This is a genomic window from Flagellimonas lutimaris (assembly GCF_003581615.1).
GTDB lineage: Bacteria > Bacteroidota > Bacteroidia > Flavobacteriales > Flavobacteriaceae > Flagellimonas > Flagellimonas lutimaris.
The window spans coordinates 342,904-357,089 of record NZ_QXFH01000072.1 but is presented as its reverse complement, the minus strand read 5'-3'; the positions used below and the strand labels follow the sequence as shown (position 1 = coordinate 357,089).

Below are 14,186 nucleotides of genomic sequence, written 5' to 3'. Positions count from 1 at the left end.
TCTCTTCTATTTTTTTACTGCAACTATAAGTCCTGTGGACCAGTTCATCTTTGTAATTGTAATATCATCCCTTTTTTCAAGCACTTTCACCAATGCATTGGCTTTTTCTTCATGTCCTTCTGGCAAATTGGACTGCTTTTGCATATCATCGATTACATAGTAACCTCCTTTATTTAATAGTGCCAATGTGGTATCCAAATAGCTATATTTCCCTGGCCAAGCATCTGCAAAAATCAAGTCGAAAGAATCTCCTCCTTTGTATTCATTCAGCCATTCACCACCATCCGCACAAATAAGCTCCAATCTATCCTCTTCATAAAAAAACATTTTGGCCACTTCAATTAGTGCTGGGTCATTATCGATACTTGTAATTTTTGAATTCTCATCCATCCCCTGAATCAACCAAGACAGAGACAAACCGATTCCTGTACCCAATTCCAGAAAGTTTCCGGAAGGCTTGGATGCCGTCAACGTCTTCAGTAAAGTTCCAATATAAATATCGGAAGGCATCGTAAAGCCCATTTCTTTTGACTTGGCCAATAGATTTCTATACTGTTTAGGTTTCTCTAAAATTGCGGATTGATCCATTTATTTTAATCTGATATCTGAAACGGAAGCGCCAGACGGAATCATTGGGAATACGTTATCCTCTTTCTCCACTTTTACTTCCAAAAAGTATGGGTCTTTGGAGGCCATCATTTCCTGCACTGCCTCTTGAAGGTCGCCTCGCTCGGACACTCTTCTTGATTTGATATGGTACCCCTCTGCAATCTTCACAAAATCCGGGTTGGTCATTACCGTAGAGGCATAGCGTCTATCAAAGAACAATTCTTGCCATTGACGAACCATTCCCAAGTGATCGTTGTTCAGCACTACTATTTTGACGGGTACGTTGTGCTGAAAAATAACACCGAGCTCTTGAATCGTCATTTGATAACCGCCATCACCGATGATAGCAACAACTTCGCGATCCATTGCACCCATTTTGGCCCCGATAGCCGCTGGAAGCCCAAATCCCATAGTACCCAAACCTCCAGAAGTAATATTGCTTTTGGACTGCTTAAACTTGGCATAGCGACAGGCTATCATTTGGTGTTGTCCCACATCGGAAACAATTACAGCTTTTTGACCAGAAGCAACATTAATTTGCTCAATCACCTCACCCATCGTAAGTCCTTCTTTAGTGGGGTGAATATCATTTTTAATCAGGGTATCGTACTCAATCTGATGCATTTTATCAAATTCAGCCTTCCATTCCTTGTGTTCTTTTTTATCCAATAAAGGCAAAATGGCATTCAACGTTTCTTTGGCATTACCCAAAACGGCAACATCCACTTTTACATTTTTGTTGACTTCTGCCGGGTCAATTTCAAAATGAATGACCTTGGCTTGTTTGGCATAAGTTTCCAAGTTTCCGGTAACCCTGTCGTCAAAGCGCATACCGATGGCAATGAGCACATCGCATTCATTGGTGAGCATATTGGGAGCGTAGTTTCCGTGCATCCCTACCATACCAACATTCAGCGGATGGTCGGTATCCATGGCGGATAATCCTAGAATAGTCCATGCCGCAGGAATTCCTGCTTTTTCAACCAAAGCTTTGAGTTCGGCCTCGGCCTCCCCCAAGATTACTCCTTGCCCAAATACAATAAATGGCTTTTTGGCGCTATTGATAAGCTCCGCCGCCTTTTCAATACTACTAGGTTCAGGTTTTGGAACAGGCTTGTAGCTCCTTACCGCCGTGCATTTTTCATACACAAAATCCAATTCATCAAACTGGGCATTTTTGGTGATATCCACCAATACAGGCCCAGGTCTTCCTGACCTTGCAATATAGAATGCCTTGGCCATTATCTCTGGAATCTCTTCAACCTTTGTAATCTGATAATTCCATTTGGTCACCGGAGTGGAAATACCCACGATATCGGTTTCCTGAAACGCATCAGAACCCAAAAGGCTTCTGGTTACCTGACCCGTGATACACACCATAGGTGTGGAATCTATCTGCGCATCGGCGATTCCCGTTACCAAGTTGGTCGCACCGGGTCCTGAAGTTGCCATAGCTACTCCTACTCTACCCGTAACTCTTGCGTAGCCTTGGGCCGCATGCGTGGCACCTTGCTCATGACGCGTCAGAATATGTGTTAATTTATCTTGAAACTTGTACAGCTCATCATAAACGGGCATAATGGCACCACCTGGATAACCATAAATCAAATCAACCCCTTCTGCAAGCAAGCAATGAATTATGGCTTCCGCACCTGTTATCCTGATTGCCTTTTGTTTTTTACTATCTTTTTTTTGTGCCTTTAATGTCTCCATAAGCCTTTATTTAGGGAGATACCCCTATCATAATTTTTAGAACAAATCGGTAACACAGCCTTTTGCTGCCGATGATACCGTTTTGGCATATTTGTATAAGCTACCTGATTTTGTTTTCAGTTCAGGTTGCTTCCATTCTTTTCTACGTTGCTCGAATTCTTCGTCCGAAATATTAATGTTGATGGTGTTGTTTACCGCATCAATAGTGATTTCATCTCCGTTTTTCACCAAGGCGATTCCACCACCTACTTGTGCCTCGGGGGAAACGTGCCCCACCACAAATCCGTGGGAACCACCTGAGAACCTACCATCGGTGATAAGAGCCACATCTTTTCCAAGTCCAGCTCCCATGATGGCGGACGTAGGCTTCAACATTTCGGGCATTCCCGGTGCTCCTTTTGGTCCCTCGTAACGAATGACCACTACATCGCCTTTTTGGACTTTACCTGTGTGAATACCCTCGTTTACGGCTGTCTCGCTATCAAAAACACGGGCGGTTCCTGTGAATTCCAGTCCTTCTTTCCCTGTGATTTTGGCCACGGCACCTTCAGAAGCAAGGTTTCCATATAATATACGAATATGACCTGTTTCTTTAATAGGTTGGTCTTTCTTTCTGATGATATCTTGACCTTCTTTCAAATCTGGAGCATCCAATAGGTTTTCTGCCAAGGTTTTTCCAGTAACCGTCATACAATCACCGTGAAGCATCCCTTCTTTCAACATATATTTTAATACTGCTGGAACGCCCCCCACATGGTGAAGGTCTTCCATCAAATATTTTCCGCTAGGTTTTAAATCGGCCAATAACGGTGTGGATTCACTAATTCTTGTAATGTCCTCCAACGTAAAGTCTACCTCTGCGGCGTGTGCTATGGCCATAAAGTGAAGCACCGCATTGGTAGAGCCACCAAGCACGGTGACCAGCCTAAAGGCATTTTCCAATGCTTTCTTGGTTACAATATCCCTTGGTTTAATGTCTTCTTTCAATAAATGGTACAGTGCAGCTCCCGATGCTTCGCAATCTGCTTGTTTTTTATCGTTGACCGCCGGAATGGACGAGTTGAACGGCATGGACATTCCCATGGCCTCAATGGCAGATGCCATAGTGTTTGCGGTGTACATACCCCCGCAGGCCCCAGCTCCCGGACAGGCTTTGTGAATGACTTCTTTATATTCTTTCTCATCTATAGCTCCAGCAACTTTTTGTCCGTATGCCTCAAAAGCTGAGATGATATCCAGTTTTTTATTGTTATGACATCCTGGAGCTATGGTTCCCCCATACACCAAAATGGATGGGCGGTTCAAACGCAGTTGCGCCATTAGTGCACCTGGCATGTTTTTATCGCACCCCACCACGGTCACCAATCCGTCGTAGCTCATCGCGTGGATTACGGTTTCAATGGAATCTGCAATGATATCCCTTGAAGGCAAGGAGTATCGCATTCCCGGAGTTCCGTTGGATATTCCGTCGCTTACCCCAATGGTATTAAAGATAAGTCCCACCAAATTGGACGATTCGATTCCCTTTTTTACATCGAGGGCCAAATCATTTAAATGCATGTTGCATGGGTTGCCTTCGTACCCTGTGCTCGCTATTCCGATTAAAGGTTTTTGTAAATCTTCATCTGTGAGTCCAATCGCATGCAACATGGCTTGTGCAGCTGGCAGCGTTGGGTCTTGTGTTACTTTTTTACTAAACTTGTTCAATTCCATTGTCAAATTTCATTCAAATACAGTATTCTTCTGAATTTATACCGTAATTCAAAGATAAATGTTTAAAAAGCCCTAGATTTTTAACAGTTCCGTGCTGTTTAAATCCACTGGAAACATAATAAACATAAATACCTGTATTTCAGTTTTTTAGATTGATTAAAATTCCAATATTCAATTAATTTTAATTGCAAACAAAAAAGGCCTGTATCGTATGGAATACAGGCCTTTTCAGTCAATAGAAACTCTGTATCACCCCATTTCTGGGATAATAATGACCTCGACAATGACTGTGTTAATTGTTTTCATATTTCAATGGTACGAAAAATAACGGTTCTGTTTTTGATTAAAATAAAGAATTATTTCTAAACAAGTTTAAACAGTAGCTCATCCCCATACTTTTTCTGAGCCAAAATAGAAATGGATGCTTCGGAAAGCTGCAGGATTCTTGGATAACCTCCGGTGGTTTGACCATCTTTCATTAGAATGATCATGCGACCTGCTGGAGTCAACTGAATAGTTCCCGGTAATGTTCCAGAGGTTAACATAGAATGGGAATGCCCAGTGATCAGTTCGGAAAGCTGATAGGCCATTCGATTATTCTCTTTGGAAACAGTAAAAGGTTTTGCAAATATTTCGGTAAGCTGTGCATCGGATAATAATGAAAACTCCGGTCCTTTGTAGACTTTCAAGGTGTTTTCCTCAAAATGCTCTTCAATCTTTACTTCGGATATTTTGGGCTTATACGTTAAAGTTTCCTTGTAAGGTATCTCTTCACCATCCTTTATTCGTGCTTTGCTGGTAACAGGGTAAAATTGGGAACGGCTATTGAGTAATTTTTCGGATTGAAATCCGCCTTTAACAGCCAAATATCCCCTGAATCCTTGCTCCAAACGCCCATAGGACAAAATATCGCCTTTTTCCACTTTTACCACCGCATAATTATCAATGGGCTCATTGTTCAGAGTAGCAGCAATATGCGCTCCTGACAAGCTTATATACGTATCGGCATCAAACTGTAAGGTAGGACCCGTCATAGTAATTTCCAAAACAGCATCATTCTCATCATTCTCCAATAACAGATTGGCTTTTTTAACGGATTCCACATCCATTGCTCCGGCAGTAGGCACACCTATATCTCTGTACCCAAATCTACCAAGGTCTTGGATAGTTAAATAAAGGCCTGGTTTCAATACTTTAAGCATTCAACACAACTTTTTCCGGTTTGTAAATGCCCACTTCCCCTTCTATTTTATGAAGTTCGTATTCTGCTTTGGAAATACTCTCGAACTGTATCTTATCTCCCACTTTAACAAAACAAGGGTCTTTTTTACTGGGATCGAACAGAGTTACAGGGCAATTACCAATAATGTTCCAACCGCCCGGGGAATCTTGCGGGTAAATACCGGTTTGTTTACTGGCCAACCCCACGGAACCTTTCTGCACTTTCAATCTTGGTTCTGCACGACGCGGAATCTCTAAAGATGATGGCAGCCCGCCTAAATACATAAAACCGGGCAAAAAACCGATTCCATACACTACATATTGATGTGAGGTATGCTGTTTAATCAATTCTTCCACCGAAATTTTTAAAGTATTGGCTGCTTCTTCGATGTCCATTCCAAATTCAAGGTCGTAGCATACGGGTAACGTCCATAAATGCTGAACCCGTTCTGTTTTTGACTGGCCCTGTTTTTTATGACAAGCCTGAATCATTTCCTTGGTATCTTCAAAATCCAAATGGTCTTTGTTATAGACCATAGTTAAGGAATTATAGGCAACGGACATTTCCCAATCGGGTATTTTCAGCTCTTTAAAAGCATCCATAAAATCAAGGATATCTGCCAAAATGGATTCACTTACCTCATCGGGCCACTCCACTAAAACGGCTCGTTCTCCAAAGGGTTTGATGCTAATGGGGTAACTTTTCACTTTTGTATTTCTACCTGGTTCTTGGGTAATTCTTTTGAAAGATACATTAATATTTTTAAGGCAGAAACCGTATCGCCGTGTATACAAAGAGTATTCGCCTGAATATTACATAAATCGCCATCCACGGACTGTACTTTTCCGTTTTTAATGATGGGCAATATATGTTTCAACACTACTTCGGGTGCTGTAATTAAAGCATTTTCTTCTTTTCTGGAGACTAGGGATAAGTCAGCATTATAGTTTCTATCCGCGAAGGCCTCAAACCAGAGATTGAAACCTTGTTCCTTTGCTTTGTGCGCTATTACCGAGTCAAAAGGAACGTACAGCAGGGCTTTCTGTTTGTAATCGGCAATGGCATCCAAATAAACCACTGCCAATCTCTCATCCTTTGCCGTTTGATTATACAGTGCTCCGTGGGCTTTGATATGATGCAAGCTGATTTGTTCCTGTTTTAGAACCTCATCAAAATCCGCCAATTGTTTTCTAATACTTTGTATCAGGTCTTGGCCTGAGATATCCATCACCTCCCTGCCAAAATTAGCTTTATCGGGGTATGATGGATGCGAACCGACTTTAAGGTTATGTTTCTTGGCGAGGGAAGCAACCTTTAACATGGTCTCCTTGTCACCTGCATGGCCACCGCACGCAATGTTGCAGGAGCTTATGAATGGAAAAATATCCGCTTCGTTCCCTACTCCTTCCCCTACATCACAATTAATATCTATCTTTAATTGACCCATCTACAATAATCCAACTACTTTAAAAATACTCTTTGCCCCTAAAAATATAGCGAAAACCACTATGGCAATACCGAACGCATTTTGCAACACCGTATTCTTATTTTCGCCCATCACAGATTTTTTATTTACAATCCATAACAGCAAGAGTGCCATTACAGGAAGCAAGATTCCATTCGCCACCTGTGCAAATTGAATCACCTCGATGGGTTTTATATCAAAAGAAAGAAACACCACACCGCACAAAAGCACTATGGCCCAAACTATTTTGAATTTTTTGTTCTGCATGCCTCCTTCCCAACCAAAGCAACTACTGGCCACGTAAGCTGCGGCCAAAGGTGCTGTGATGGCCGAAGTAATTCCTGCGGCCAATAGCCCGATTGCCATAAATAAGAACGCCATTTTACCAAAAAGGGGCTCAAGGGCCTTGGCCATATCCAAAGCGTTGTTAATTTCTGAAATTGGGGCTGCGGAAGCAGTAATAAGTATTGCTATGGAGACCAATCCTCCCAAGCCAATGGATACGATTGTATCCCAATTCACCGCTTTTAAATCGGTTTTGGAATTCCATTTCTCCTTAACCAATGAAGCATGCAAGAAAAGATTATATGGAACTACGGTGGTACCTACCAAGGCTATTACCGTGAGCAATCCGTCTTCGGGCAACTGTGGCACAAACATTCCTTTTAATATTCCAGAAATTGATGGTTGGGTGATGATGGCACAAATCACAAAGCTCACTCCCATAATACCCACTAAGCCCACAAATATCTTTTCTAAAACCTTGTAATTACTGAACCAAAGCAATAGAAATATGATGACTCCTATAATTGCTGGTAAAAGAGGTTTTAATTCAGGTTGCGGCAATAATTGTTCAAGACCAAGAGTAGCACCTCCAACATTACCGGCTTCGTAGGCCGCATTACCCACCAAAATAGCCCCCAAAACTATAGCTATTACCACATTTCGGACCCAGGATGTTTTAAGTTCTGTTCTGACCACATCAACAAGGCCATTTTGCGTAACAAGCCCTATTCTACCTGCCATTCCTTGCAAAACGATGGTTGCGATAATGGACACCAACAAAGCCCATATCAAAGCATATCCAAAGCGTACTCCGGCCAAGGTGCACATAGTGATTGTTCCTGGACCCACAAAAGCTGCAGCGACAAGAACGCCCGGTCCTATTTTTTTAAACATGGATTCTTTGGTTTTGGTGCGTTTAAATTAAAAGTATATCTGAACAAAACATGCATTTCATCCAAAAAAATGCATTTCGTCTAAAAGTGGAATGTCGTACGTCGAATTTTTATACGATTTTAAAAAACTCAAAGTTATAATAGTCCCAAATCATACTTAGACTTAAACCTTAAAAAAACTTATGGCATGTAAGGATTGCGGCAAAGACATTAGCCCTCAACAACTTAAAGCTTCAAAAGAATCTTTAGGCGTTGAACTTTGCGAACGACATACACGGCTCATCAAAAAAGTTATACTGGATAACGACACCCCGATTGACGCCATTCATTTATTCTACGCATTAAAAGAAGCTGGAGTTCACCCCATGTTGGAATGGTGGGATGGTAAAAAATCTGTTGATATTGCCATTTCCCGCGTCAAACTCAATATAGAGATTGACAAAAATTATAACATGATAACCCACGAACAAGCCATTAATGACTTAGAAGACGCCATGCATTCCTTTAAAAATGGTTTCACGACCATTAGGATTCCACATTTGGCCATAAAATACTATTTGGATGAAACTGTGGAAAATATTCTTGGTATCATCTCAGGGCTAAGGGCAAACATTAAGGCAATTTAGGTAGAAAACTGATACCTGTTCTCTGTCTTGGACTCTTTGTATTCCAAAATATTGATGACCAAGGTATCTTCTCCGATATTCTCCAAATCGTTGACATAGTTTTTGCCCCTATTTTCAAAATACTCGGTATCCCCAGGGTTAAGCTTGACCATATCTATTTTACCATTTCCATAACGGGTAATCACTAAACCTCCTGTTGTACAGACCCAACCGTAATTGGTATTATGTCTTCTGAAATTTAGCCGTTCACCGGGAAGAAGCCTTAAATCCCAAAGCTTTATCACCTCATTTTCAAAAACCAATCTATTACTTAACGATCCTTTTATTTCTTGATGTAGCAACTCATCAATCTTCTCCTGTTCCCAAGGGTCAAAATTGCCCACTGGGTTCAACTCCACAAACTGCATTCTATTTAATTTTTCAATAGCTGTGCGAAATTAGAATTTAAAACACTAACAGGCAGCGATTTAAACCAACTTTAACGAATTAATTGAGTATCTCGGCAATTCACTGGATGTCATTATCATTTTAATTAAATCGAGAGGCTTAATTTGCTTATTTGCAATTCTTTGCTATAAAATGATGTGGTGTTGAATTTCTAAATAATTAATAGGTATTTATTTTGAAAAAAATCATCAAAAAACAACCAGACAAAAACATTTTTTGAAAAATCATTCAAAAAAATATGTTTTCCCATTTTCACCTGTATTGTAATCTTGATTAAAAAACTGAAATGGTATACATAAATGGTATTTAATGCTTTTTATTATCTTCAAAGAGTCGGGCTGAGGCCAATGGAAGCTGTCCAACTTAAATTAGAACAGGTTTTTTAACCTTTTTCATCTATATCATACCTGTCAGTTTTTTATTTTTTGGAGGGAACAATCTAAAAAAATGAATATTCCTATTTACAGATTATTTCCATCATGCACATATTGGTCAAGGATAAGCCATCGGAACATAAATCACATTGAATTATTTGACAAGAAACTAAAAAAGCAATTATACGAGTAAAGGTCTTGATATTAAAAATCACTAAAACCAAATAATTAGCCACCCATAAAATATGAACAGAACAACCTTAATTTTAAGCCTGCTCAGTTTAATTTTTTTAACCTGCAATACCCAAAACAAAGAACATGATTCCAATGAGGACAATACAAATCTTATATACAGAGATTTTCAAGAGATCAAAGAAGACGGGAAGTTAAGAGCCATTCTTGCGTACAGCAGTACAAGTTATTTTTTGTACAAAGGTAAGCCCATGGGTTACGAATATGAACTATTGGAAAGACTTGCCGAACATTTTGATCTTGAGTTGGAAATTATCGTTTCAGAAGACCTAAATTCATTGTTATCAGAGTTGAACAAAGGTACAGTTGATATAGTTGCTTACGGCTTGGCAATAACTACAGAACGTAAAAAAAAGGTTGCGTTTACAGATTACCTATATCTAACCAATCAAGTGCTGGTGCAGCGAAAGCCCGAAAACTGGAGAAAATTAACCTTGGATAACATCAAAGAAAGATTAGTGCAGGATCCCATTCAGTTAATCAATGACACTGTATCCGTTAGGTTTAGTTCTTCATATTTCGACCGTTTGCAAAATCTTTCTAAAGAAATTGGGGGAACTATTGTTATAGATACCTTAAAAGGAAAGTTGGCTACAGCAGAAATTATAAAGATGGTTGCAGATGGGGAGATTAAATATACCTTGGCCGATAAAAATTTGGCCCAAATCAATGCATCCTTTTTTCCAATTTTGGATGTATCCGTACCCGTTAGTTTTTCTCAACGTATAGCTTGGGCAGTGAACAAGAATTCTGATGATTTTTTGGCCAAAATCAACCAGTGGATTGAAAACGAGAAGAAAAGGAACGACTATTATGTGATTTACAATAAATATTTTAGAAACAAACGAAATTTTAGTCGTCGCGTAAAAAGTGAATTTTATAGCCTTACCAACTATCAAATCAGTAAGTATGATAGTGTAATCAAGGAAAATGCGAAAAAATTGGGATGGGATTGGCGACTTTTGGCTTCATTGGTTTATCAAGAATCACGATTTGATCAAGAGGCCAACTCTTGGACAGGTGCAGAAGGCCTAATGCAGCTTATGCCCAACACAGCGCAGGAATTGGGTGTCGAAAACATCTTGGACCCTGTTGACAATATCAATGCTGGATCTAAATATTTAAAAAGCATATATGACAATTTTGAGGAGATTACCGATACTGTTCAGCGCATCAAATTTACAATGGGCGCTTATAACAGCGGTTATTACCACATTAAAGATGCACGGAAACTTGCGGCATTGAATAAATTAAACCCAAATGTTTGGGATGGAAATGTAAATGAGATGCTTTTGGAGCTTACTTATCCTAAAAACTATAACCATCCTTCGATCAACTATGGATATGTCAATGGGATTGAACCTTACAATTATGTGAATCAAATTTTTGAAAGGTATGACCATTATGTGAATTTTATTAAGGAATAGGAAGGTTTTATCGTTCATTATTCTTCAACATAAAATCACCTAGCTATGTTTTTTTGCATAATTTGTGCATGCCATTTTTTAGAATGAGCACAAAAAAACCATCTAAACACCAATCTTTTTAAAAAACCAATCATGAAAAAATTAATTATTGCCATTGCTGCCATTATTGTTGTGTTAGGCGGAATATTAGTTTTCAATACATTATCGTTAAAGTCAAAACAAGTTGACCCCGAACCATTGGCAACAATGAAGTTTCCGGAAATGGCTTTCCAAAACCTTTCCAAAGCCGTTCAATTCAAAACTATTTCCTTTAGCGAGGATGCCATTCCCGATTCTACAGCATTCAATGGCTTTCATCAATTTTTAAAAGATACTTACCCCTTGATACACGAAAAACTGACGCTGGAAAAAATCAACGATTACAGTCTGCTGTACAAATGGGAAGGTTCCGATTCATCCCAAAAACCGATAATCCTACTCTCCCACCAAGATGTAGTGCCGGTGGACCAACCGACCCTTGACGCATGGGAGGCAGGCCCGTTTGAAGGAGCCATTACCGATACGCACATTATTGGAAGGGGGACCATGGATGATAAAAGCTCCCTAATGGCACTTATGGAATCTGTAGAAGTATTACTGCAGGAATCGTTTACACCGAAACAGACCATTTATTTGGCATTTGGACATGATGAAGAATTAGGAGGCAGTAATGGTGCTAAAGCCATCGCAGCCCATTTAAAAAAACAAGGGGTTCACGCTGCAATGGCCTTGGACGAAGGTGGTTTTTTGGCACAGAATATGGTTCCCGATTTTGACAAGACTGTTGCCATGATAAACTTGGCAGAAAAAGGCTATGTATCCTTCAACCTTATTGTGGAAACCACCGGAGGGCATAGTTCTGCCCCTCCGGAAGACAATACACTTGGTATGTTGGCACAAGCTATTGTGGACCTTGAAGACAATCAACTACCTTATAAAATGGTAAAGCCTATCGATTATCAATTTGAATATATGGGTGCAGAAATGCCCTTTTTTAAAAGAATGGCCTTTGCCAACCCTTGGCTTTTTAAAGCCCCTGTACTAAAAGCACTTAATGCCCATACCACCACAGCACCAACTATAATTGAAGGTGGGGTTAAGGATAATGTAATTCCAACCGTGGGGAAAGCGACCATCAATTTCAGGATTTTGCCAGGAGAGACCGTTGAATCGGTAAAAGAACACATCCAAGAAACCATTGGTGATGGAATCAAGGTTGAAATTGCCGGTTTTTCCACAAACCCTTCTCCTGTTTCAGGCATAGATTCCGATGCCTTTAAAAATCTTGAAAAAACAATACGTTCGGTATTCCCAGAAGCAGTTGTAGTTCCTGGCTTAATTGGCGGTGGAACAGATGCTCGATATTTTTATGATGTTTCAGATGATGTGTACCGATTCTACCCTTTACGAATAGGACCGGATAGCATGACAAGATTCCATGGCATTGATGAAAAAATAGGCAAAGAGAACTACAAGGAAATGATAACCTTCACTTATAATTTAATCAAAAGGTTCAATTAGAGTTAGCCCAGCCAACCTTCCCTATCCAAGCTTCGGTATTGGATAGCTTCAGAAATGTGGTTTTCCACCACCTGTTCAGATTGTTCTAGGTCGGCAATGGTACGGGACACTTTTAAAATTCGGTCATAAGCCCTAGCAGAAAGGTTCAAGCGTTGCATGGCATCTTTTAAAAGGTTTTTGGAGGATTCGTTGAGCTTACAAAATTCCCTAATATGTTTGGTGCTCATTTGAGCATTGTAATGGATGCCTTCAACCTTCTCAAATCTTTGGGTTTGAAACTCTCGAGCAGCTTCGACCCTTTTTCTTATTACAACGCTGCTTTCCCCTTTTCGTTCTTCGGATAATTTATCAAAGGGAACCGGGGTTACTTCAATATGGATGTCGATTCTGTCCAACAATGGACCTGAAATTTTACCCAGATAGCGTTGCATTTCTGCGGGAGAAGAGGTGACTGGGCATCAGGGTCATTAAAGTATCCTCCGGGACTGGGATTCATACTGGCCACCAACATAAAACTGCTGGGATAAGTAACCGTAAATTGTGCGCGGGCAATGGTTACTTCCCTATCCTCCATAGGTTGTCGCATTACTTCGAGTACCCGACGTTCAAACTCGGGTAGCTCATCTAAAAATAAAACACCATTGTGCGACAACGAAATCTCACCCGGCTGTGGATAACTCCCTCCCCCTACTAGAGCGGCACTACTTATTGTATGATGCGGATTTCTAAAAGGTCGTCGACTCATCAAACCTTTATTCTTGACCTTACCCACAACACTATGTATTTTGGTGGTTTCCAAAGCCTCATGTAGCGTCATGGGCGGTAAAATAGAGGGTAGTCTTTTGGCCAACATCGTCTTTCCTGCACCCGGCGGACCAATTAAAATAATATTATGCCCACCTGCCGCAGCTATTTCCATGCATCTTTTTATACTTTCCTGGCCTTTTACATCGGCAAAATCAAACTCTGGTAAATGAAGGTGCTCCTGAAATTCTTTTCTTGTATCTATATGTGTTTGCTCCAAAGGGGCATCTACATCAAAAAAGTCAATAACCTCTTTAATATTTTCGGCTCCATATATCTTAAGGCCGTCTACAACAGCAGCTTCATTCGCATTTTCTTTGGGCAGAATAAAGCCTTCAAAACCTTCTTCGCGCGCTTTTATGGCAATGGGCAAAGCTCCTTTTATGGGTTGTAGACTTCCATCCAAAGAAAGCTCACCCATTATCAAGTATTTATCAATGCTATCTGAACGAATTTGATTCGATGCGGCCAATATTCCAATTGCCAAGGTCAAATCGTAGGCTGAACCCTCCTTTCTTAAATCGGCGGGCGCCATATTGATGGTTATTTTCTTTCCTGGAATTCTATAATCATTGTTTTGAAGCGCAGCGGCAATACGGTAATTACTTTTCCTTAATGGCATTATCTGGCAGTCCTACCAAGTGGTATCCAATACCTTTGTCTATGTTAACCTCCACAACAATAGTGCTTGCCTCAATGCCAAAAACAGCACTACCGTAAACTTTGATGAGCATATGGAATTTCTAATTGAATGAGACTGAAAAAGTAACCAATCTCATTACAAAAAGAGTTTCCT

Annotated in this window: 11 protein-coding genes and 1 pseudogene; 3 read left to right on the top strand and 9 right to left on the bottom strand. The window is 40.2% G+C overall.

The window, feature by feature from the left end; genetic code table 11:
- Positions 1-6 precede the first annotated feature (6 nt).
- From D2V08_RS11490 to D2V08_RS11460, 7 genes are all read right to left on the bottom strand, one after another.
- Positions 7-588 carry an O-methyltransferase gene (locus D2V08_RS11490; RefSeq protein ID WP_119608285.1) on the bottom strand — a complete coding sequence of 194 codons (582 nt, stop codon included), beginning with the start codon at positions 586-588 and terminating at the stop codon, positions 7-9.
- Positions 589-2,322: a biosynthetic-type acetolactate synthase large subunit gene (ilvB, locus tag D2V08_RS11485; protein ID WP_119608284.1), complete on the bottom strand. Its 1,734-nt coding sequence runs from the start codon at positions 2,320-2,322 to the stop codon at positions 589-591.
- A 36-nt stretch (positions 2,323-2,358) separates the two neighbouring features.
- On the bottom strand, positions 2,359-4,035 hold the full coding sequence (gene ilvD, locus D2V08_RS11480) for a dihydroxy-acid dehydratase (protein ID WP_119608283.1): 1,677 nt from the start codon (positions 4,033-4,035) through the stop codon (positions 2,359-2,361).
- Positions 4,036-4,397: 362 nt separating this feature from the next.
- Positions 4,398-5,237 carry a 5-oxoprolinase subunit C family protein gene (locus D2V08_RS11475; protein WP_119608282.1) on the bottom strand — a complete coding sequence of 280 codons (840 nt, stop codon included), beginning with the start codon at positions 5,235-5,237 and terminating at the stop codon, positions 4,398-4,400.
- Positions 5,230-5,964 (bottom strand): 5-oxoprolinase subunit PxpB, encoded by a 735-nt coding sequence (pxpB, locus tag D2V08_RS11470; protein ID WP_119608281.1) that lies wholly within the window; start codon positions 5,962-5,964, stop codon positions 5,230-5,232. The genes D2V08_RS11475 and pxpB overlap by 8 nt, the downstream gene beginning before the upstream one ends.
- Positions 5,961-6,704: a 5-oxoprolinase subunit PxpA gene (pxpA, locus tag D2V08_RS11465; RefSeq protein ID WP_119608280.1), complete on the bottom strand. Its 744-nt coding sequence runs from the start codon at positions 6,702-6,704 to the stop codon at positions 5,961-5,963. Before pxpA ends, pxpB begins: the two co-directional genes overlap by 4 nt.
- Positions 6,705-7,901: an Nramp family divalent metal transporter gene (locus D2V08_RS11460; RefSeq protein ID WP_119608279.1), complete on the bottom strand. Its 1,197-nt coding sequence runs from the start codon at positions 7,899-7,901 to the stop codon at positions 6,705-6,707.
- Positions 7,902-8,082: 181 nt separating this feature from the next.
- Here D2V08_RS11460 and D2V08_RS11455 point away from each other — a divergent pair, with 181 nt between their 5' ends.
- Positions 8,083-8,526 (top strand): hypothetical protein, encoded by a 444-nt coding sequence (locus tag D2V08_RS11455; RefSeq protein ID WP_119608278.1) that lies wholly within the window; start codon positions 8,083-8,085, stop codon positions 8,524-8,526.
- Here D2V08_RS11455 and D2V08_RS11450 read toward each other — a convergent pair.
- Positions 8,523-8,933 (bottom strand): hypothetical protein, encoded by a 411-nt coding sequence (locus D2V08_RS11450; protein WP_119608277.1) that lies wholly within the window; start codon positions 8,931-8,933, stop codon positions 8,523-8,525. The two genes, D2V08_RS11455 and D2V08_RS11450, sit on opposite strands and share 4 nt — an antisense overlap.
- A 659-nt stretch (positions 8,934-9,592) precedes the next feature.
- Between D2V08_RS11450 and D2V08_RS11445 the strand changes: the two genes are divergently transcribed.
- Entirely contained in the window at positions 9,593-11,026 is a 1,434-nt protein-coding gene (locus D2V08_RS11445) for an MltF family protein (RefSeq protein WP_119608276.1), read from the top strand.
- 132 nt (positions 11,027-11,158) lie between these two features.
- Entirely contained in the window at positions 11,159-12,586 is a 1,428-nt protein-coding gene (locus D2V08_RS11440; RefSeq protein ID WP_119608275.1) for a M20 family peptidase, read from the top strand.
- 2 nt (positions 12,587-12,588) lie between these two features.
- On the opposite strand, the pseudogene D2V08_RS11435 reads toward D2V08_RS11440, so the two are convergent.
- Positions 12,589-14,124, bottom strand: a pseudogene (locus tag D2V08_RS11435) (YifB family Mg chelatase-like AAA ATPase).
- Positions 14,125-14,186: the final 62 nt, after the last annotated feature.

What these genes read in the sequence shown, in the direction of transcription:
- D2V08_RS11455 (WP_119608278.1), top strand. Translation starts at nt 8,083, where the DNA reads ATGGCATGTAAGGATTGCGGCAAAGACATTAGCCCTCAACAACTTAAA.
- D2V08_RS11490 (WP_119608285.1), bottom strand. Translation starts at nt 588, where the DNA reads ATGGATCAATCCGCAATTTTAGAGAAACCTAAACAGTATAGAAATCTA.
- D2V08_RS11475 (WP_119608282.1), bottom strand. Translation starts at nt 5,237, where the DNA reads ATGCTTAAAGTATTGAAACCAGGCCTTTATTTAACTATCCAAGACCTT.
- D2V08_RS11445 (WP_119608276.1), top strand. Translation starts at nt 9,593, where the DNA reads ATGAACAGAACAACCTTAATTTTAAGCCTGCTCAGTTTAATTTTTTTA.
- ilvD (WP_119608283.1), bottom strand. Translation starts at nt 4,035, where the DNA reads ATGGAATTGAACAAGTTTAGTAAAAAAGTAACACAAGACCCAACGCTG.
- D2V08_RS11460 (WP_119608279.1), bottom strand. Translation starts at nt 7,901, where the DNA reads ATGTTTAAAAAAATAGGACCGGGCGTTCTTGTCGCTGCAGCTTTTGTG.
- D2V08_RS11440 (WP_119608275.1), top strand. Translation starts at nt 11,159, where the DNA reads ATGAAAAAATTAATTATTGCCATTGCTGCCATTATTGTTGTGTTAGGC.
- D2V08_RS11450 (WP_119608277.1), bottom strand. Translation starts at nt 8,933, where the DNA reads ATGCAGTTTGTGGAGTTGAACCCAGTGGGCAATTTTGACCCTTGGGAA.
- ilvB (WP_119608284.1), bottom strand. Translation starts at nt 2,322, where the DNA reads ATGGAGACATTAAAGGCACAAAAAAAAGATAGTAAAAAACAAAAGGCA.
- pxpA (WP_119608280.1), bottom strand. Translation starts at nt 6,704, where the DNA reads ATGGGTCAATTAAAGATAGATATTAATTGTGATGTAGGGGAAGGAGTA.